The sequence below is a fragment of the Enterococcus hulanensis genome (assembly GCF_005405485.1).
GTDB classification, from domain to species: domain Bacteria; phylum Bacillota; class Bacilli; order Lactobacillales; family Enterococcaceae; genus Enterococcus_A; species Enterococcus_A hulanensis.
In genome coordinates this window covers 24,152-43,999 of the sequence record NZ_BJED01000004.1, presented here as the reverse complement: position 1 = coordinate 43,999, position 19,848 = coordinate 24,152, and the positions used below count along the sequence as shown (strand labels likewise).

Genomic DNA, 19,848 nt, shown 5'->3' with positions numbered 1-19,848 from the left:
AAAAAATGACAGAAATCATGATACCCATCGGCATTGTTGGCGGTATGGGATTGATCGCAGGCGTCATACTTTCCCTCGCAACGATCATCTTTCATAAGCCAGTCGATGAAAAGGAAGAAGCACTGCGAGACGCCTTGCCGGGGATCAATTGCGGTGCCTGCGGTTTTTCGGGCTGTGACGGCTATGCCAAAGCCATGGCGGAAGGTACAGCAGGAGCTACTAACTGTACGCCGGGCGGGGCGAGCACGCGTCAAGCCTTATCAGAAATTTTAGGTGTCGAAGTCGGTGATGTACAGAAGGTCGCGGCCTTTGTGCGCTGCAACGGAACCTGCGAGTTCACTAATAGCAAAATGGACTACGCTGGAACCACTACTTGTTATGGAGCAAATCAGCTTTTTGGCGGTCCGCAGGAATGTCGTTTTGGCTGCATGGGCTTTGGCGATTGTGAAGCGGTTTGTGAGTACGACGCGCTCCATATCGTCGACGGAGTAGCCAAGGTCGATCCTGACAAATGCGTCGGCTGCTTAAAATGTATTACCGCTTGTCCCAAGAATCTGATTAAGATGCTGCCAGCGGAGAACACGTCGATCGTGGCTTGTTCGAATCAGGATAAAGGCGGCGGCGTTCGCAAAATTTGCGATGTCGGCTGTATCACCTGTAATCGCTGCGTGAAGACCTGCCCGCAAAAAGCCATTAAGATAGAAAACAATGTGGCAGTGATCGATCCAGAGCTCTGTATCAACTGCGGAGATTGTATCGAAATCTGTCCGCAAAACTGTATTTTGAAAATGCCGGCAAAAGAAAAAATTCCTAGCTGAGTATCTTAAAAAATAGGAAGCCCTTTCAAAATTTATGCTATCATTAAAAGAAAAGGGCAGGTGTTGAAATGAAATTATTAGTCACAGAAAATTATGAGACCTTAAGTCAAATCACAGCAGATATCGTTTTAATGAAGTGGGCAGAAAGTCGCCGAGTGAACTTAGCCTTGACCGCTGGCTCTTCACCCAAACGCGCCTATGAAATTTTAGCCGATCGTTTAAAACAAGTGGACTTTGATCAAAGCTTGGCGCATTTTTATAACTTTGATGAGATCACCTTAAAGGATCAGGAATATGGTCTGACTATGCAAGCTTTGACAGAAGAATTATTTCTGCCATTAGGAATCGAAGAAGAGAATATTGAAGTGCTGGATTCGAAAAAGTATCAGGCCTATGATCAGAAAATCGCCGCAGATGGGGGGTTAGATTTTGTCTTGATGGGGATTGGCAGCGATGGCCATTTTTGCGGGAATCTGCCGGAGTTCACTTCCTTTGATTACGGTGTCTATCGAGTGCCGATGGCTCCAGAGGATGAGCTGTATAAAATGATTGATGAATCCAGCCCCCATACACCGGGCGAAGAAATGGTAACTTTTGGTCCGCAAACGGTTCTAGCCGCAAAAGAATTAGTCCTGATCGCAAACGGCGAAAAGAAAGCGGGGATTATCAAGCAGGCATTGGAAGGTCCCATCACAGAGGATGTACCAGCATCAGTCTTGCGTCTGCATCCTAACTTGACGGTGATTTTAGATCGCGCAGCCGCAAGTCAATTATCATAAAAAGTAAGACAGAGAAACGTCCGACGTTTCTCTGTCTTTTTGTCAATTTTAAAGCAAGTATAAAAATTTCAAAAGTAAAATATTGAATCAACAGCTTTAACGATGTCCAGCTGAGCGAGTTCGCGAAGCCTTTCTAATTTAGCTGATTAATTTCGCGGCATCTTCATCAGCGATCACAGTAATATTTGAATGCTGCCTTAAAAAAGAAGCAGGGAAGTCTTCAGTCAGCGGCCCCTTCAGCATTTTTGCCAGAGCTTCGGCTTTGTTATCCCCATGAGCGATCAACAGGACTTCCTTAGCTTTCATAATACTTAGCGGTCCCAGCGTGACAAAGGATTTCGGAACCGCTTGATTGTAAGAACGATACAGCTCAGCGAAAAATTCATACCACGGATAGTCCGGCTTAATCTCAACCTCATAAGCCAAGCTGTTAAAATCGGTTGTTTGAGTCAGGTTGCCGCAAAAACGTCCGTCACTGCCTAAGCCGATAATGACTAGATCCAGCCCACCATCGTCTTCGATTTGCTGATCAAACATCGAATAATTTTGCAGCGTTATTTCGTGAATATTTTCTTCTTTGATTCTCGCCGGCTCAAAAAATATTTTCTTCATCTCAGCGTAGGTCGTCGTGTGCTGAGTATGCTCAAGAGGACTGCCATCCAACGTATAGACATGAAAATTGGAGTAATGCTTGTTACACTTCATTCTTTCAATCACTAACTCGTATGCTCTTTTTGGCGCCGCACCAATGGTCACTCCGCAATTGACGCGCCGATCACTATTCATTTTCGACCAAATAGTGGCTGCCGCTAATTCACTCATCGCCTCATAGGTTTTCACTGTCGTAATTTTCATCAAACGAACCTCGCTTCTTTTTTATTTTGACTAAAAGCAATCAAGTCGTCAGTTTAAAAACGCTTTCAAAACAACCATACCATGATTCTCGCCCATTTGCATAAAGACACTGGAAAAACCCATAAAGTTTTTAATGAATGACTACTTTCGTTCCTAATAAACCAGCAATTGTTACACCCTGTGTCAGGATCGTCACAAGAATCTGATGCTGTTTCCTGTAACCGAAAGCCCCAATGCCGTTACTTTTTATCCAGCGGCCAGCTATACTCGGGATAAGCAAGGAAGGGAGCAGGAAAAATGAAAAAAAATAAACGTGAATTTCCTAAAGATTTTTTATGGGGCGGCGCGATTGCTGCCAATCAAGCAGAAGGAGCATATGATATTGACGGCAAAGGCTTGAATGTTTCCAACATCAATGAGTTTGTCGCTGATATTCCATTAGCCAATCGGATGGAACGAGACACGACATCAACCTTTGTCAACGAAGCGATCGAGAGTATCAAAAACCACGAAGGCCGTAATTTTCCTAAGCTGCGGGGGATTGATTTTTATCATACGTATCGAGAAGATCTGAAACTCTTAAAGGAACTAGGTCTGAACACTTTCCGAACGTCAATTGATTGGTCACGGATTTTCCCTACCGGTGTTGAGGAAGCGCCCAATGAAGAGGGCTTAAAATTCTACGATCAGCTGATCGATGCGATTCTTGCAAACGGGATGGAGCCGATGCTCACATTGTCCCATTATGAAATGCCGATCTTTTTGACCACTCATTATCACGGATGGTACTCACGAGAACTGATCGAGCATTTTGTGAGATACAGCAAGGTTATTTTAGAGCGTTATAAAGATAAAGTGAAATACTGGATCGTCTTCAATCAAATCAACTTGATCGGCTATCAATCCTTTTGCCATCTGGGGGTAACAGAGGATACCCAAGAAAACTTGCTTGAAGCAAAATATCAAGGCTTGCACAATATGATGGTAGCCAGCGCCATGGTTAAGGAAGCTGCGATAAAGATCAATCCTGACATGGAGATCGGAATGATGGTCTTTGCCGATCAAGTTTATCCGGCTTCGACCAAACCAGAGGATGCACTGGCGGCCTTGCAATATTCGCAAATGGACTATTTTTATAGCGATGTGCTGCTTCGCGGCAAGTATCCTAATTACGCGTTTAGATATTTTGAGGAACAGGGGATTAATATCGCGTTTTATGAAGGGGATGAAGAAGTCCTGAAAAACACCACTGATTTTCTTTCCTTCTCCTATTATTATTCAAGTTTAGTTTCTAAGGAATCAAATGAAAATAATCGCTCTTTCTTGAGTAATCCCGAATTGGAAAAGACACCTTGGGGCTGGTCGATCGATCCAGTTGGCTTGCGGATCGCTTTGAATCAATTTTATGATCGTTATCAATGTCCAATCTACATTACAGAAAATGGGTTGGGAACCACTGATATCGTTGAGGAAGACGAGATTCATGATGACTATCGCAGCTACTATTTGGCGGAGCATTTGAAGCAGGTGAAGGAAGCCCTTTATGATGGTGTAGATGTTCGAGGATATTATGCCTGGGGACCGATTGATATCGTGAGCGCCTCATCACATCAAATGAGTAAACGCTACGGCTTCATTTATGTGGACATTGACGACTACGGCCAAGGCAGTAAAAAGCGACTGAAAAAAGACAGCTTTGCTTGGTTCCAACAAACGATTCAGCAAAATGGCGCCAATCTATAATAACCAATTATATTTGCCCAACAATTTTTTGCCGATTGCATTAGCTAGCTCCAACCAGTACAATCTATTTGAGATTGCACTGGAGGAGATGCCGATGTTTTCAGTCGAACAGCTATCAAGTTTTAATGATTTAGACTACTTAATCTATAATTTTATTATTGAAAATCCAGCGAAAATTCCTTATATGACCATCCGAGAACTAGCTGCCGAGACCCATGTTTCCACAGCGTCTATCACACGTTTTGCTAAAAAAGTCGGATGCGGCGGCTTCACCGAATTCAAGCTGCTTTTCAAAAAGGAACAAACTCAAACCGAAGCGGAGATAGTCGATGACATCTCCGTTGCCGAGGCCTTCTTTGCGCGGGCGAAGGAAACAAATTTTCAAAAGAAATTAGACGAAACCGCTCAAGTTCTCGCAGATGCCCGTATGATTATTTGTGTCGGGACAGGAAATTCTGGAGTAATGGCGATTTATGCGGCCCGCTATTTTTCTTCATTAGGAAAATTCGCGGTCAATGTTGACAATCCAATGTTCGCCATCGATATACCGACTTCATCAGACACTGTGTTCATTTTCTTCTCTGTTTCAGGAGAAATGTTTTTGAAAACATTGCCCTTGATCAAAGCCAGCGAAGCAAAAATTATTTCGATCACCAACAGCCGCAACAATCCGTTAGCCAAAATCTCGGATTGCAACTTGGCCTATTATGTTCAACAGGAAAAGAAAACGATCGAGTCCTATGAATACTTGATTGACACCACGACTCAGATACCCGTCATCTACATGATCGAAGTATTAGCCAAAAAAGTCCGCCAATTAATGCAATAAAAAAGAGCGATTACTCGCTCTTTTTTTACGCATTTTCTTCAAGCTCTTCTTCTTTTGTTTCAAAATATTGCGAATGAACCACAACTAAGATAATCCCAATAAAGACCATCGCGCTGGCAAAATAGAAGGTATAATTCCCGCCGAATCTGGCACCGATCAGACCAGCGACAAAAGGAGCAAGGGAACCGCCGAAGAAACGGACGAAGCTGTACGTTGATGAAGCGATATTCCGTTTGATCCCCGGAATCTCCATCGCGATCGTAGTCATCAAGGTATTGATGATCCCTTGAAAGAAACCCGCGACGATCAAAGCGGCCGCTACAAGCGCAGGTTGATCCGCATTGATTCCCATCAGCAGTAAGCAAATAACAAATCCGATAAAGCCAATCATTAAAGTATAAAAAGTCCCGATTTTTCTTTCAAAGCGTGTTGCCAAGAAAATAGAAGAAAGCGCCAATAAAATTCCCCAGCCGAAGAAGGTCATCCCAATTTCCATTTCTGAAAAGTTCGGCATTAAAAAGGGAGCATATGCTAGTAAAGTGAAGAAACCAAAATTATAAAGCAGCGCAATCAAACCAACTGAACGCAGTTTATGATTTTTCAATGCTTTGACCCCAGCAAAAAATTCAATTTTTTCTTTTGCGCCTTTAGGTTCCTTGAACATGATCAAAATTGATAGGAATGAGATCAGCATCAACACCGATACACCGCCAAAAGGCCAGCGCCAAGAGATCGAACCAAGTGATCCACCGACTAGCGGGCCAATCGACATGCCTAGTCCCATTGCCGCTTCATAAAGCATGATCGATTTTTCCGTTTGACCGATCAAAACACTGACGATCGCTGATAATGCTGTTGAAATAAATAGCGCATTACCTAAGCCCCAGCCAGCTCTGAAGTAGATCAACGCATCGATTGTATTGGACAAGCCAGCAAAAAGTGCGAATAAAATAATTATAAATAGTCCCAACATTAAGGTTTGCTTGGTCCCGATCCGGCTAGAAACAAATCCAGTGAACAGCATAACGATTCCCGTCACCATCATATAACTGGTAAATAATAGCGTTGTTTGTGCAGGCGTTGCTTGTAAGGATTTTGCGATCGAATTTAAAATAGGATCCACCAATCCGATCCCCATGAAGGCGATCATGCAGGCAAAGGCGACAACATAAGCAGCCTTGCCATTTTCTTTTTCCGTAACTAAGTTTTCGTTTAAATTTTCCATTAAGTCACCACTTTCCATCCAACAGTTTAATCACAAATTTTATTTGTGTCAATATTTACATAAATATTTTTACATATATTTCCAGAAAAAAAGAAACAGATCGCAAATGATCTGTTTCTGCTCGTTACTATTTGAAGTATTCATCGATTTTCTCTTCGGCCCAAGCACACCAAGCAAGTTCTTCTTTGCATAGACGAATCTTTCGTTCAAGAATCAGCTCGCGGCCAAAATTTTTACGACGTTCCTCCGCACTTAATTCCTCCACGCTGGCTAAAACCTGTGAATATTCGTTAAGCTGCTCGTGGAAATATTGTTTTCGCTCCATGATCAAAAATTTCGATGTATCTCGATCCAAAGCAGAGATCGTAAAAACTTTGGCTAAGAATTCATCCTTCTGAGAAGGCGCATGACTCTTCGTAAAGACCCATTCCTTTACTAATTCTTTTCCTGCTGGCGTAATGTCATAGATTTTTCGCTTACCATCAGGAATATCGATGATCTCGATCAACTCCTGTTTTCGCAGCTCTTTTAAGGTTGGGTAGATTTGACTATGATGGGCTTCCCAAAAAAGATTCAAGAAGCGTTTCAACTCGTAACCGGTCAAAGGCGAACGTACAAGCATCGCTAGAACAACATAACTAATCGTATTCATCCTGTGATCCTTTCCATTAAGGATTTTGTTTAAATATTTTTTCCATGAAACTTTTCTCCGAATCTATTGTATCACTGTTTAATAATTTTGCTAACGGAGTCAATCAATGTTGGAATAATTTCGTTTTAAATAACAAAAGATTTTATTTGTTGATCGATACATTAAAAAAATAGAATTAGCAACATTTGAAGAAAGCGTTGACATTCATATGTGCATCCCTTAGAATGAAGTTATTAAATAATAAAGAGAAAAGACCGATCATGGCGCTGGAGTCATGATTGTGAGTATGTTACTGAAGATAATCAGGCAGAACTCAAGGAAGCTAATCAGGAGACCAAGGTCTCACTGTATACTTTCTTGGGTTTTTTTTCTGGAAAGGAGGAAAAAATGAAGATCAGCCAAATCTTAAATAATAACGTTGCATTGGTGAAGCGTGGAGGAAATGAGGTCTTCGTCGTTGCAAAAGGAATTGGTTTCAAAAAGAAAAAGGGGCAGCAGATATCAGAAGAGGAAGTCGAAAAAATGTATATTCTCGATTCCTTTGATATGTTGGATCATTTCAGCTATTTATTATCTCATTCTGACCCCAACGATATTCTTTTGATCAGCAAAATTATTTCCTATGGGGAGGAACAACTTGGCATCAAAGCAAGTGACTATTTGAGTTTGGCTCTTCTTGATCACCTGGAGTTCCTTTTAAAGCGAGTAGAGAAACAACAATTTATTAAAAGTCCATTGATTTGGGATACGAAACGATTTTATCCGGATTATTTCAAAGTTGGACTTAAAGCATTAAAAATGATTGAGGAGCAAAAGGGGCTGCAGCTGCCTGAAGATGAAGCAGTATCGTTATGTTTACACTTTGTCAACATGGAGGAAAGTCGCGAAGGTCGTAAGGATCATGTATTGGAGATGCGTACATTAGGCGATTTGGTTTCAATTGTGGAGCATCATTTCAATGTGAATCTAGATGAACAATCAACGAACTATATGCGATTTACCACACACCTGCAATATTTTGTGCAGCGAATTATTGATGGTGAAATTTTTAATGATGGATCAGAAACCTTAGAACTGTACAAACAGGTTTGTCAGTTGTATCCAGAATCCTTTAAGGCTGTTCAAAAAATGAAAATCTACGTGCAGTCGCAATTTAATTTAGAAATTTCCATCAATGAAGAGACCTATTTGATGCTTCATATCAATCGTGTGACAGAAAGAATGGAGGACAAAAAATGAGTTATGAAAAATTAAACAAACAGCTGATCGAGTTGGTCGGCGGAAAAGATAATATCAAAGCAGTCGCGCACTGTGTGACACGCCTGCGTTTGACACTAAATGACCGCAGTCTAGCTAAAACAGAAGAAATCAAAAATTTAGATGGCGTGATCGATGTTGTTTCCAATGACGTTGCGTATCAAATCATCGTTGGGACACATGTAACGGACGTTTACAATGAATTCATGGCAATGCTTGGCTTAAAGCCCGACGGTGAGGAAGCCGAAAAACCAAAAGCAAAAGGTATCAAGGGTATCGCTTCATCGATTCTAGTCATGATTTCGGAGACAATGACTTCGATTATTGAGGTATTACTGGCGGCAGGTATGATTGCCGGCATTATGGCAATTATTTCATTAACAGGGCTGGTCTCAAAAGATAGCTCAACTTATATGATTTTTGACACATTACGCGGCGGGGTTTTCCACTTTTTACCAGTCTTTATTGCGGCCTCCGCAGCTAAACGAATGAAGCTGAATGAGTATGTAGCAATGGCCTTAGCGGTGGCTCTACTTTCAACCAGTATTGATGGTGTCAAAGGACTAGAGTTGTTCGGTTATAATTTACCGACGATCGGTTCTGCCAATACATTTATTCCTATTTTACTTGGCGTGTGGTTTTTAAGTGTAGTGACGAAATATTTGAAGAAAATCATTCCAAGCGGATTGCAGTATTTCTTAGTACCAGCTTTGTCGCTTGTCTTGACTTTCCCAGTCATCTTAGTAGTTTTTGGTCCGATTGGAACATTGATCGGTGACGGAGTAAATGCATTCTTCAGCATACTGATGAATACAATCGGAAACTGGATCGTAGTAATGCTGTACGCGGCGTTCCAACCATTCTTGATCGTTTTAGGAGCAGCGAATTTTACCTATCCAATCGTGTTGAATTTCTTGGGAACATTAGGCTATGATCCAATCATCAACCACGCAGCAACGATTTCTGACATTGCGGTTTGTGGTGCTATGTTTGGCTACTTCTTACGTGCGAAAAAAGGTCATGAACGACAAATGTTCGGTACAGTAAGCTTTAGTGCCTTAATGGGGATTACAGAGCCAGCGGTTTTTGGTGTCTTTGTAAAATATCGTCGACCGTTCTTAGCCGTTATTATCGGCGGTGGACTTGGCGGATTGATCGCTGGTTTAACTGGTGTAAGAACAATGGGATTTGTTTGGGGCTTAGCTGCCTTGCCAACTTATTTAGCTGGTGGGACCAGCAATTTTATTTGGATGTTGGTCAGTGTCATTGTTGGCTTTGTCGGTGCAGCAGCAGTAGCTTACGGTGTCGGTATTCCAAAAGAAGTTTCTGAAGAAGAACTTGAAGAAAAAGAATTAGTGGAAGCATTAGAAAGCAATCAAGGGTTAAAGCAGATTTGTATTGGAAAAATTGCTGAAGGTACAGCGATTCCATTGAGCGAAGTCAGTGATAAGGCCTTTGCCTCAGGTGCATTAGGAAAAGGTGTCGGTATTTTACCTGCTAATGCCGAAGAGACAATTGTATCTCCTGTTGAAGGAACTGTCACGGTTGCTTTTCCAACGAAGCATGCATATGGCATCAAAACTAAAAACGGTGTAGAACTGCTGATTCATATCGGCGTTGATACTGTGAATCTGGAAGGAAAATACTTCGAAGGGTTTGTAGAGCAAGGTCAAGAAGTGAAAAAAGGTGATATTTTAGCTAAATATCAAGCAGATAAAGTACAAGAAGCCGGTTTTGATCCAGTAATCATTGTGGTTGTAACAAATTCAAATGATTACCTTGATGTAATTTCAGCGAGCAATGATCAAGACGAAGAATTACTAACAGTGATTTTATAAAAGGAGCAGTTTATGACATTAAGAAAAGATTTTTTGTGGGGCGGCAGCATCGCCGCCCATCAATGTGAAGGAGCTTGGCAAGAAGGCGGCAAAGGACCAGCGATTATGGACTTTGTTACAAAAGGGTCAAATAATGAACCGCGACTGATTACTGAATCGATTGATCCAAAGCTAGATTATCCTTCCCATCTAGGGATCGATTTTTATCATCATTACAAAGAAGACATCCAATTATTTAAAGAAATGGGCTTCAACGCATTACGTATTTCGATCGATTGGTCACGGATCTTTCCGAATGGTGATGAACAAGCGCCAAATCAAAATGGACTTGATTACTATGAGAAAGTTATTGATGAACTGCTAACAAATGGGATTGAACCGATTGTGACACTTTATCATTTTGAGCTGCCAATCCATTTAGTTCAAAAATATGGTTCTTGGAAAAATCGGCAAGTCATCGATTTTTATCTGCATTATTGCGAAACAGTTATGCGCGCTTATGACGGCAAAGTAAAATATTGGATCACCTTTAATGAGATGAATCATCTTGATCCGCAATCTGAGCAATCGGATATATTTACCTACTTAATTGCTGGTCTAAAATATAGTGAGATGAAAAATCCTGCAGAAGATTTAGCACGAATCGGATACAACATGACTCTAGCAGGTGTTAAGGCGGCTCGTTTAGGACGAACAATCAATCCAAAAAACAAAATCGGCTGCGTTTTCGGATTGAATCCAATCTATTCATATGATTGCCAGCCAGATAATGTCTTGAAAGGATTCTTAGACAACGATCGAGATTACTATCAAGTTGATGCTATGTGCAATGGCAAATTTCCTAAATATAAATTGAAGCAATATGAATCATTGAATATTGATTTAGAAAATCAACCAAATGATGTAGAGGATTTTGCTAAAGGTTCGATCGATTTTATTGGTCTGAATTATTACATGTCCAGCATTTCAGAACCGAACACACCAGTTGAGGCAGAAACAGCCTTGTTCGGTGGTATTCAAAATCCTCATATAGAACAATCAAAATGGGGTTGGGGTATTGATCCAACGGGAATTCGTTATGTGATGAATTACTTGTATCGAAAATATGAATTGCCAATCATAATTACTGAAAATGGCTTAGGTGCTGTCGATCAAATAGAAAATGGAGCGATTCACGATGATTATCGTATCGACTATTTGAAAAAGCACATTAAGGCAGTTAAGCAAGCCGTAGATGAAGATTATGTAGAATGCTTTGGATATCTAACTTGGGGACCAATTGATCTGGTCAGTGCAACTACGGGAGAAATGAGTAAACGATACGGGTTCATATATGTTGATTTAGATAACGAGGGTAAAGGAAGTTTAGAACGTTCTAAAAAAGATTCCTTTGATTGGTATCAAAAAGTTATCAAGAGCAATGGGGAAGAGTTATAGGAATGAAAAAAATTTTACGATTATTATTCGTTGCATTACTAGGACTTAGCCTGACTAGTGGAATTTCTGCACAGGCGAAGGAAAAAGCAGCAGACAAAAAGGACGAAATAACGATTTATCTTGTTCGTCATGGGAAAACTTTTTTCAACACAACCGGTCAGGTCCAAGGCTTTGCGGACTCACCGTTGACCGATAAAGGGATCGAACAAGCGAAGCAAGTAGGCAAAGGATTGAAAAATACTAAATTTGATTTGGCTTATTCAAGTGATTTAGGTCGTCAAAGAAATACAGCGAAATTGATTCTTGCGCAAAACAAAAATAAGACACCTAAAATAAGCGAACACGATGGTTTTAAAGAATGGAATTACGGCGGCTTTGAAGGAAAAACAAATGCAGAGATGTGGACACCAATTTTTGAGGCAAATGGTCTTAAGTTCGATGAAGAGTGGACTGACTATGACAAATTGGTGAACAAATTAGGTGATGAGGGTGTAGCGGACGCCATAGCAGAAAGTGATTCATTAAAAGTAGCGGAAACGTACGAAGAAATCACTACAAGAGGTCAAGCTGCTATGGACAAAGTAGTTGCCAACGCGAAAAAGAAAAAGGCCAAGAATGTATTAATCGTTTCTTCTGGCAGTATGATTCCTACTTTATTAGAGATGTTAGTTCCTGGCGAATATCAAGGAGAGGCAATCGATAACTGCAGTGTAACTACACTTAAGTACCATGACAATAAATACTCTGTAGATAAAATCAATGACACTCAATATGTAGAGTAAATACAAAAAAACTTTCGATAGCAATCTATCGAAAGTTTTTTGCGTTTAAACCTCAGACTTACGGCGGATGTTTTTTCTTTCAATCTTTAATAAACTTATTTCAGAGAGGAAGATCGTCATGAAAGTTTTATTTGTATTTGATGACCAAGAGTATTCAAGTTTTTTTGTTTATGATTTGACCAGCGGAGTAAATAGTCTGTTGCGGGTCTCGCCTGAAATAAAAATTCAGAAACTGACACTTGGTGAATTGTACACGCAAGTGCCAATTGAAAAGTTTTTAGCTTATTTTTCAGTTGCCTTTTCTATAGAAGTAAAAAAATATCTAATCTTAAAAAAAGAAAACAGTTTGCTTGGTGTGAAAGAAGCAGGTCTCGATGAGGATGGAAAAATGCCAGTAACAGTCTACAAAGACTTTATCGCTTTAAAAAATGGACAGCAGTTTATAAAAGGCGAACAGCGGCTAACGTTGGATGAAATTGATGCTTACATCAGCTATCAGATTGATCAGGATGGTCGCATCGATGTATTTGAACGGCAAGAAGATATTATTCGCTTAATGAAACGCAAAACGGTTCGTCCGAGTTTGTCTGCTATCACCAATAATTATGGAACAGTCAAAGAGCATTCAGGCAGCAATCTCAACTTAAAAGATATGTTAAAGTTGGGAACAGGTTATTTGGCCAAAGGCAATGCAAGGATGAACAAAACCAATGTGCCTGAAAATGGAAGTTATTCATTAAGTGGAAATTTTCCCTATCATTTAGATAGGATCGATTGGGAGAAAAACAGGGTGAAACTTCGATCAGATTTAATTGAATAAAAAGTTATTCACAGGTAGTCGTGAAAAAGCGTTTTTATTGCTCGGATTAGCCGCTTACATAGGCATAAAAGCGATCATATCAGTCTTTTTCTAAGTTTCACAACTGCGAAACTTTTTGGATAAACTATTGTTAGGTACTTGACATTTGCGATTGACGCTTTTGTTTTAGGAATAAAAAAAGGACTTTGTTACATTTAAAAATGGAGGGATAATTATGATTTGGACTTTAATAGTAGGTGCCGTGATCGGAGCGATCGGCGGAAGCCTTTCTGGACGAGGAAAGCAAATGGGCTGTATCTTTAATATTATTGCAGGTTTGGCAGGATCGTATATCGGCCAAACGATTTTCGGACATTGGGGTCCGCACTTAGCAGGAATGGCTCTAGTACCATCGATTCTAGGGGCAGTAGTCGTTGTGGCAGTTGCCTCATTTTTAACAGGGCGACGATAAGATTTAATTAACAGAAGCTTGAAAAAGGCTTCTGTTTTTTCGTGTTCAAAAGTAGTCTTTTTTGTTTTTCTAGTCGTGTTCGTTCTGCTTTTTGAAACTCTTTGTTATAATGGAGAGTGGGTGATAAGAATGATAAAACGAATTGAAAAATTACGTGCACTGATGAAAAAAGAAGTAATCGATGCATACTTAGTAACGAGTCCAGCGAACCTTCGCTATCTGACAAATTTTACAGGAACAGCAGGCTTAGCATTTATTACTTTAGAAAAAGCGTTTTTTATTACTGATTTTCGTTACACTGAGCAAGCTGGTGAGCAAGTTCAAGCGATGACGATCGTCCAACAACAAGGAGATGTCGTAGGAGAAATTATCAAGCTGATGGAAAGTGAAGGTATCAACGTTCTTGGGTTTGAGGATGCTTTCATGACTTATGCTGAGTACTCTGTTTTTGAAGAAGTAATTGATGCGGAATTGGCTCCGGCCAGCGGTTTGATTGAAACGTTGCGTGAGCAGAAGGACGATGGAGAAATTGCCATCATTGAGAAGGCTTGTACAATAGCTGATGAAGGATTTGAGCATGTTTTAAAAATGATTCGTCCGGGAATGACAGAAATCGAGGTTGCAAACCAATTAGACTTCTTTATGCGCTCGCTGGGTGCAACGGGAACGTCATTTGATACGATCGTAGCTAGTGGAGTTCGGTCTGCTTTGCCTCATGGTGTTGCTAGTACAAAAACGATCGAGCAAGGCGATTTGATCACGCTTGATTTTGGCTGTGTCTATCAAGGGTATGTTTCAGATATCACACGTACTTTTGCAATAGGTGATCCGGGACAGCAGTTAAAAGACATCTATCAAATTGTGTTAGAGGCACAACAAAAAGTTATTGATGTAGCGCAAGCTGGAGTTACCGGTGCACAACTGGATGCAATAGCCCGAGATTTTATTACTGAAGCTGGCTATGGCGAGGCTTTTGGTCACTCTACGGGGCATGGTATTGGGATGGAAATTCATGAAGGACCAAACATTACTCGTTTCAATGATGAACCTTTAAAAGTCGGCAGCATCATTACTGACGAACCGGGTATTTATATAGCTGGTCTTGGCGGTGTCCGGATCGAGGACGACCTAGTGATTTTAGCTGGGGGCAATCGGATTTTAACGCACTCACCGAAAGATTTGATTATTATATAGTAAGATCAGGGCAATGAACGACTTAAAAAATAGTTTCATTAAAAAGAACTATCCGTGATCGAGTAGTGGTAGCGTAAGTAAACAAGAAATGATAAACTAGAACCAAATCTGTAAAGATGGTGCAACGTGCAGGTAATCAATTTTACTGGACATAAAAATCCATTGATTACCTTTCATTGAATTAGGAGGAAGTATCATGATTTCAGTAAACGATTTTAAAACTGGTTTGACTATCGAGGTGGACGGCGGCATTTGGCGCGTAGTTGATTTCCAACATGTGAAACCAGGTAAAGGTGCGGCCTTCGTTCGTTCAAAACTTAAAAATCTGCGTACTGGAGCTGTGCAAGAAAAAACGTTCCGTGCTGGCGAAAAAGTAGCGAAAGCTCAAATTGACAATAAAAAAATGCAGTATCTTTATGATGACGGAGATAATTATGTTTTCATGGATATGCAAAGCTATGAACAAATCGAAATGCCCAAACAACAAGTGGCAGAAGAAATGCTTTACGTATTAGAAAATACAGAGTTAACGGTTATTATGTATGGCAATGAAGTTTTAGGTGTTGACCTTCCAAACACGGTAACATTAGAAGTTGCAGAAACGGAGCCAAACATTAAAGGTGATACTTCGTCAGGCGGCTCAAAACCTGCTGTGATGGAGACTGGCTTGACAGTCAACGTACCATTTTTCGTAAATCAAGGAGACAAACTGATTGTTAACACACAAGATGGAAGTTATGTGTCCCGAGCTTAAATAGCCTGTGTTCCAAGAAGTTAGCTAAATATAAAAGTATATCTAATGAAGATACATGAACATCAGACTTATTTTTTCTTATAGAAAAGATAAGTACATTGGAGTAATAAGGAGAGAGTAAGATGGCAGATGAAAAAAATTTGGTTTTAGGCGAAAGTCCTGAACTTGGTGAAATTATCATTGCACCAGAAGTGATCGAAGTAATTATCGGAATCGCGGCTTCTAAAGTTGATGGTGTCTATGGCATGCGTGGTTCTTTAGCCAGCAACGTGAATGAGTTGCTTGGCAAAGCAGCTCACGGAAAAGGTGTTTATCTTAAAAATGATGAAGACGGTTTGAAAGTCGATATCTATTCTTACTTTGACTACGGTACTTCTGTACCAAAAGTGGCCATGGCCATGCAAGAACGAGTAAAACAACAGGTTTTGTTTATGACAGATGTAGCTTTAAGTGAAGTAAACATCCATGTAGTTGGTGTTGTTGCTGAAAAATTAGAACAACCAACCTTAGAAGAATTATTCAATGATGAAGAGGAAAATAATGAGTAAAGAATTATCACGACACGAGATTCGGGAAAAAGCCTTACAGGCGTTATTCCCATTAGACGTTAACCAAGAATTAACGAAAAAAGATGCCATTAACCATGCATTGAGTATTGACCAACAAGAGTTCGTCAGTGAAGACGAAGAAGCTTTTGTTCCAGTCTATCTTGATGAGTTAGTTGGCGGGGTCGTAGAACACCAAGCAGAACTAGATGAAATTATTCAAAAACATTTACGTTCTAACTGGTCGATTAAACGAATTGCAAAAATGGATTTGATTATCTTACGACTAGGAATTTATGAGATGTTGTATAACACTCAAGTACCCAATCGAGTGGTTCTAAATGAAGCAATCGAATTAGCCAAAACTTTCAGTGATGACCAATCAAGAAAGTTCGTCAATGGTATCTTATCTAATGTAATGAAAGAGATCGATGAAGCTGGGGCAAATAGCTGATAAAGCTATTTTTCCCAGCTTCATTTAAACTATATAGAGAAAGAAGCGGGGAATGAATATGGCACAAATTATTAATGGTAAAGAATTAGCAGAAAAGCTCCAACAAGAAACAGCAAAACAAGTTGAAACATTGGCAGAAAAAGGTGTTCATCCAGGTTTAGTCGTATTATTGGTCGGAGAGAACCCCGCTAGTCAAATATACGTGAGAAATAAGGAGCGGGCAGCGAAGAAAATCGGAATTCATTCTGAAGTCAAACGTTACCCTGAAACGATCACAGAGGCTGATTTGATTAAAGAAATTGACTATTTCAATAAATCGGATGAATTTCATGGGATTTTAGTGCAGTTGCCATTACCAGAACATATTGATGAAGAAAAAGTGCTCCTTGCAATCAATCCATTAAAAGATGTTGATGGGTTCCATCCAATGAACATGGGTCGATTATTTGCAGGGATGCCGCATACGATTCCTTGTACACCATACGGTATTATGAAAATGTTTGAAGAATATGATATTCCATTAGCTGGGAAACAAGCGGTTGTGATTGGACGTAGCAATATTGTCGGTAAGCCCATGGCAATCTTACTCTTAGGCGCCGATGCAACGGTGACACTAACGCATTCAAAAACTGAAGATTTAGCAAAAGTTGCTAGCAAAGCAGATATTTTAGTCGTAGCAATCGGTAAAGGTCATTTTGTTACGAAAGAGTTTGTTAAACCAGGAGCAGTTGTAATTGATGTTGGTATGAACCGTAATGAAGCAGGCAAGTTAATCGGCGATGTGAAGTTTGATGAAGTCGAACCGATTGCTAGCTACATCACGCCTGTTCCTGGTGGTGTAGGTCCTATGACCATTACAATGTTAATGCAACAAACAGTAGAATGTTGCAAACGCCAAGTATTGAATCACGAATAGCAAAGAGGTGTTTAAATGGCACAAGAGTACTTAACTGTCAGTGCTTTAAACAAATATATTAAACGAAAATTCGATGTAGACCCCTATTTAGAGCGGGTCTATTTGACCGGGGAAATATCAAATTTCCGCATGCGTCCGAATAATCACCAGTATTTCAGTTTGAAGGATGAACGTTCAAAAATCAACGCGATCATGTTCAAGGGAGCTTTCCAAAAGCTCAAGTTCACTCCTAAAGAAGGTATGAAGGTTTTAGTAGTGGGGCGCGTAGCTTTGTATGAAGCAAGCGGGATGTATCAAATCTATATTGATCATATGGAACCCGATGGTGTCGGCGCTTTATACCAAGCACTTGCAGAACTGCGTGAAAAGTTGGATAAAGAAGGTCTGTTTTCACAACCTAAGAAACCATTGCCGCGCTATCCTAAAAGAATAGCCGTGATAACAAGTTCTAGCGGAGCTGTTATTCGCGATATCATCACGACAGTGAAACGTCGTTATCCAATCACACAGTTGGTACTATTCCCAACGCTTGTACAGGGTGATAAAGCCGCGGCTGATATCGTTAAAAATATTAAAAAAGCCGAAAACTTAGATTTCGATACTATGATTATTGGACGTGGTGGAGGATCAATCGAAGATTTGTGGCCCTTCAATGAAGAAATAGTCGCACGAGCGATAGCTGCTTCTCCCATACCGATAATTTCATCAGTCGGTCATGAAACTGATACGACGATAGCTGATTTAGTGGCAGATGTTCGTGCAGCCACGCCAACGGCTGCTGCGGAATTAGCTGTGCCGGTTTTATCAGAAGAAATCTTACGAATAAAAGAAAAGCAGGCACGTTTGGAACAAGCTTTTTTATATCAATTGCAACGAAAAAAAGAGCGTTTTGAACGATTACAGCAGTCATACATTTTTAGACAACCAAATCGCTTGTATGAAGCCCAAAGCGTTCAATTAGATCGATTAATCCAACAATTACAGCAGAATATGACTGTCTTAGTTAATCAACGTGAGCGAGAATTGATGCAGTATAGTAATCGCTTAGCCCAAGCCAATCCTATTAATCGTGTTAAACAAGCACAGCAACAAATGGACTATTTGCAAGAACGGTTACAGCAGCAAATGCAGAATTACTTAGAAAATCAACAGCGACGCCTTCAACAAGCAGTCACATCCCTTGATTTACTAAGTCCATTGAAAACGATGGGACGTGGTTTTACTTATACGACTCAAGATGATCACGTGATTCGCTCGGTAAAAGATTTAAAAGAAAAAGAAATGACGGTACATTTTGCCGATGGTACCGTAAAAGCATCTGTTTTAGAAATTGAAATTGAGAAAGGGACAAAATAATGGAAAATACAACCTTTGAAGAATCAATTGCTCAACTCGAAACTATCGTAACACAGTTAGAACGCGGCGATGTTCCGCTAGAAGAAGCATTAGAAGCTTTTCAAAAAGGAATGGTTTTAAGCAAGCAATGTCAGGATACTTTGACAAAAGCAGAGAAAACATTAACTAAAATGATGAGTGAAGATGAAGAAGTGCCATTTACTGGTGAGGAGGAAGCCTAAATGTTACAGCAGCTTTCTGCTGAAGAATTGCCTAAAGTTGAAAAAGAAGTCATCGATTTTATCAACACTTGCACCACTCATGAAGAACTAAAGAAGAGTATGCTTTATTCAATTGAAGCAGGTGGTAAAAGAATTCGCCCGTTGATTGTTTTAGCCACTGTGCGAGCTTTTCAAAAAGAATTGACAGTTCCTGTTTATCAAACTGCTGGAGCACTTGAGATGATTCATACCTATTCATTGATCCATGATGATCTTCCAGCGATGGACAATGATGATTTACGTCGTGGAAAACCAACTAATCATAAAATTTTTGGAGATGCCTTAGCAATTTTAGCTGGCGATGGACTTTTAACTGGGGCTTTTCAATTAATTAGTGAGACAACTTTAGATTCAGCAGAGAATGTATTATTGATACAGTTATTAGCTAAAGCTGCTGGTATCAGCGGCATGGTTGCAGGCCAAGCAGGGGATATGGCTGCAGAAAAGCATCATGTTCCTCTAGAGGATTTAAAAGCAATTCATCGCGGAAAAACCGGTGCTCTTTTAACTTATGCTTTTGTAGCTGGGGGAATTTTGGCAAATCAGACTGAGTATGTGATTGAACTTCTTGAAAAACTTGGTGGTCATGTCGGATTAGCTTTTCAGATTCGTGATGACTTATTAGATGTTGTAAGTACCACCGAAGAATTAGGAAAACAGGTTGGTCAGGATGAAAAATCAGATAAAAGTACTTACCCAGCGTTGTTAGGTATTGAAGGTGCTAAACAAGCATTAGCTGATGAATTAGGACAAGCGGAAACCACGATTCAACAATTAATGGAAGCAACGGAATTTCAACCTGAAATATTTGAAGAATTACTAGCGCTTTTTACCTTGGAGAAGTAAAATATGTCGGCTGAAAACTAAATCTATTAAAAAAGTA

The 19,848-nt window shown here is 40.1% G+C and carries 21 protein-coding genes; 18 read left to right on the top strand and 3 right to left on the bottom strand.

All coding sequences use genetic code 11. The features are described 5' to 3' along the window. Window positions 1-5 precede the first annotated feature (5 nt). Entirely contained in the window at window positions 6-818 is an 813-nt protein-coding gene (locus FFR60_RS05420) for an RnfABCDGE type electron transport complex subunit B (RefSeq protein WP_088933075.1), read from the top strand. A 68-nt stretch (window positions 819-886) separates the two neighbouring features. Then, window positions 887-1,597 carry a glucosamine-6-phosphate deaminase gene (locus FFR60_RS05415; protein WP_137663366.1) on the top strand — a complete coding sequence of 237 codons (711 nt, stop codon included), beginning with the start codon at window positions 887-889 and terminating at the stop codon, window positions 1,595-1,597. A gap of 138 nt (window positions 1,598-1,735) precedes the next feature. Here the strand turns inward: FFR60_RS05415 and FFR60_RS05410 are convergent, their stop codons facing one another. Then, window positions 1,736-2,452 (bottom strand): glucosamine-6-phosphate deaminase, encoded by a 717-nt coding sequence (locus tag FFR60_RS05410; protein ID WP_137663365.1) that lies wholly within the window; start codon window positions 2,450-2,452, stop codon window positions 1,736-1,738. A gap of 297 nt (window positions 2,453-2,749) precedes the next feature. Here FFR60_RS05410 and FFR60_RS05405 point away from each other — a divergent pair, with 297 nt between their 5' ends. Together FFR60_RS05405 and FFR60_RS05400 are read left to right on the top strand one after the other, a co-directional pair. Continuing rightward, on the top strand, window positions 2,750-4,195 hold the full coding sequence (locus tag FFR60_RS05405) for a glycoside hydrolase family 1 protein (RefSeq protein ID WP_137663364.1): 1,446 nt from the start codon (window positions 2,750-2,752) through the stop codon (window positions 4,193-4,195). Continuing rightward, the gene (locus tag FFR60_RS05400; RefSeq protein WP_137663363.1) at window positions 4,179-5,024 is read left to right on the top strand and encodes a MurR/RpiR family transcriptional regulator; all 846 of its coding nucleotides are present in this window, start codon (window positions 4,179-4,181) and stop codon (window positions 5,022-5,024) included. The genes FFR60_RS05405 and FFR60_RS05400 overlap by 17 nt, the downstream gene beginning before the upstream one ends. 25 nt (window positions 5,025-5,049) lie before the next feature. Here FFR60_RS05400 and FFR60_RS05395 read toward each other — a convergent pair whose 3' ends face one another. Next, window positions 5,050-6,267: an MFS transporter gene (locus FFR60_RS05395; protein WP_137663362.1), complete on the bottom strand. Its 1,218-nt coding sequence runs from the start codon at window positions 6,265-6,267 to the stop codon at window positions 5,050-5,052. A 109-nt stretch (window positions 6,268-6,376) separates the two neighbouring features. After that, a complete protein-coding gene (locus FFR60_RS05390) occupies window positions 6,377-6,901 on the bottom strand; it encodes a PadR family transcriptional regulator (RefSeq protein ID WP_088933069.1) in 525 nt (174 codons plus the stop codon). A gap of 387 nt (window positions 6,902-7,288) precedes the next feature. On the opposite strand from FFR60_RS05390, the gene FFR60_RS05385 reads away from it, so the two are divergent. The 14 genes from FFR60_RS05385 (at window position 7,289) to FFR60_RS05320 (ending at window position 19,811) form a co-directional block, all read left to right on the top strand. Further along, window positions 7,289-8,140, top strand: a complete 852-nt coding sequence (locus tag FFR60_RS05385) for a PRD domain-containing protein (protein ID WP_088933068.1) — start codon at window positions 7,289-7,291, stop codon at window positions 8,138-8,140. After that, window positions 8,137-9,996, top strand: a complete 1,860-nt coding sequence (locus FFR60_RS05380) for a beta-glucoside-specific PTS transporter subunit IIABC (RefSeq protein ID WP_137663361.1) — start codon at window positions 8,137-8,139, stop codon at window positions 9,994-9,996. The genes FFR60_RS05385 and FFR60_RS05380 overlap by 4 nt, the downstream gene beginning before the upstream one ends. Window positions 9,997-10,008: 12 nt before the next feature. Continuing rightward, the gene (locus FFR60_RS05375; RefSeq protein WP_137663360.1) at window positions 10,009-11,433 is read left to right on the top strand and encodes a family 1 glycosylhydrolase; all 1,425 of its coding nucleotides are present in this window, start codon (window positions 10,009-10,011) and stop codon (window positions 11,431-11,433) included. A 2-nt stretch (window positions 11,434-11,435) separates the two neighbouring features. Continuing rightward, complete coding sequence (locus tag FFR60_RS05370) at window positions 11,436-12,215, top strand: histidine phosphatase family protein (protein ID WP_137663359.1); 780 nt, start codon at window positions 11,436-11,438, stop codon at window positions 12,213-12,215. Between the two features lie 118 nt (window positions 12,216-12,333). Continuing rightward, window positions 12,334-13,035 (top strand): LCP family glycopolymer transferase, encoded by a 702-nt coding sequence (locus FFR60_RS05365; protein ID WP_137663358.1) that lies wholly within the window; start codon window positions 12,334-12,336, stop codon window positions 13,033-13,035. Between the two features lie 214 nt (window positions 13,036-13,249). Next, window positions 13,250-13,486, top strand: a complete 237-nt coding sequence (locus FFR60_RS05360; protein ID WP_088933063.1) for a GlsB/YeaQ/YmgE family stress response membrane protein — start codon at window positions 13,250-13,252, stop codon at window positions 13,484-13,486. Between the two features lie 129 nt (window positions 13,487-13,615). Further along, window positions 13,616-14,680 carry a M24 family metallopeptidase gene (locus tag FFR60_RS05355; RefSeq protein ID WP_137663357.1) on the top strand — a complete coding sequence of 355 codons (1,065 nt, stop codon included), beginning with the start codon at window positions 13,616-13,618 and terminating at the stop codon, window positions 14,678-14,680. 196 nt (window positions 14,681-14,876) lie between these two features. Next, on the top strand, window positions 14,877-15,434 hold the full coding sequence (gene efp, locus FFR60_RS05350; RefSeq protein ID WP_010745901.1) for an elongation factor P: 558 nt from the start codon (window positions 14,877-14,879) through the stop codon (window positions 15,432-15,434). 122 nt (window positions 15,435-15,556) lie between these two features. After that, on the top strand, window positions 15,557-15,982 hold the full coding sequence (locus tag FFR60_RS05345; RefSeq protein ID WP_137663356.1) for an Asp23/Gls24 family envelope stress response protein: 426 nt from the start codon (window positions 15,557-15,559) through the stop codon (window positions 15,980-15,982). Beyond that, window positions 15,975-16,433, top strand: a complete 459-nt coding sequence (gene nusB / locus FFR60_RS05340) for a transcription antitermination factor NusB (protein ID WP_088933060.1) — start codon at window positions 15,975-15,977, stop codon at window positions 16,431-16,433. Before FFR60_RS05345 ends, nusB begins: the two co-directional genes overlap by 8 nt. Before the next feature lie 58 nt (window positions 16,434-16,491). After that, on the top strand, window positions 16,492-17,349 hold the full coding sequence (locus FFR60_RS05335) for a bifunctional methylenetetrahydrofolate dehydrogenase/methenyltetrahydrofolate cyclohydrolase (protein ID WP_137663355.1): 858 nt from the start codon (window positions 16,492-16,494) through the stop codon (window positions 17,347-17,349). Between the two features lie 15 nt (window positions 17,350-17,364). Continuing rightward, complete coding sequence (gene xseA, locus FFR60_RS05330; RefSeq protein ID WP_137663354.1) at window positions 17,365-18,705, top strand: exodeoxyribonuclease VII large subunit; 1,341 nt, start codon at window positions 17,365-17,367, stop codon at window positions 18,703-18,705. Further along, window positions 18,705-18,926 (top strand): exodeoxyribonuclease VII small subunit, encoded by a 222-nt coding sequence (locus FFR60_RS05325; protein WP_010740497.1) that lies wholly within the window; start codon window positions 18,705-18,707, stop codon window positions 18,924-18,926. Before xseA ends, FFR60_RS05325 begins: the two co-directional genes overlap by 1 nt. After that, window positions 18,927-19,811 (top strand): polyprenyl synthetase family protein, encoded by an 885-nt coding sequence (locus FFR60_RS05320; protein ID WP_137663353.1) that lies wholly within the window; start codon window positions 18,927-18,929, stop codon window positions 19,809-19,811. Window positions 19,812-19,848 lie beyond the last annotated feature (37 nt).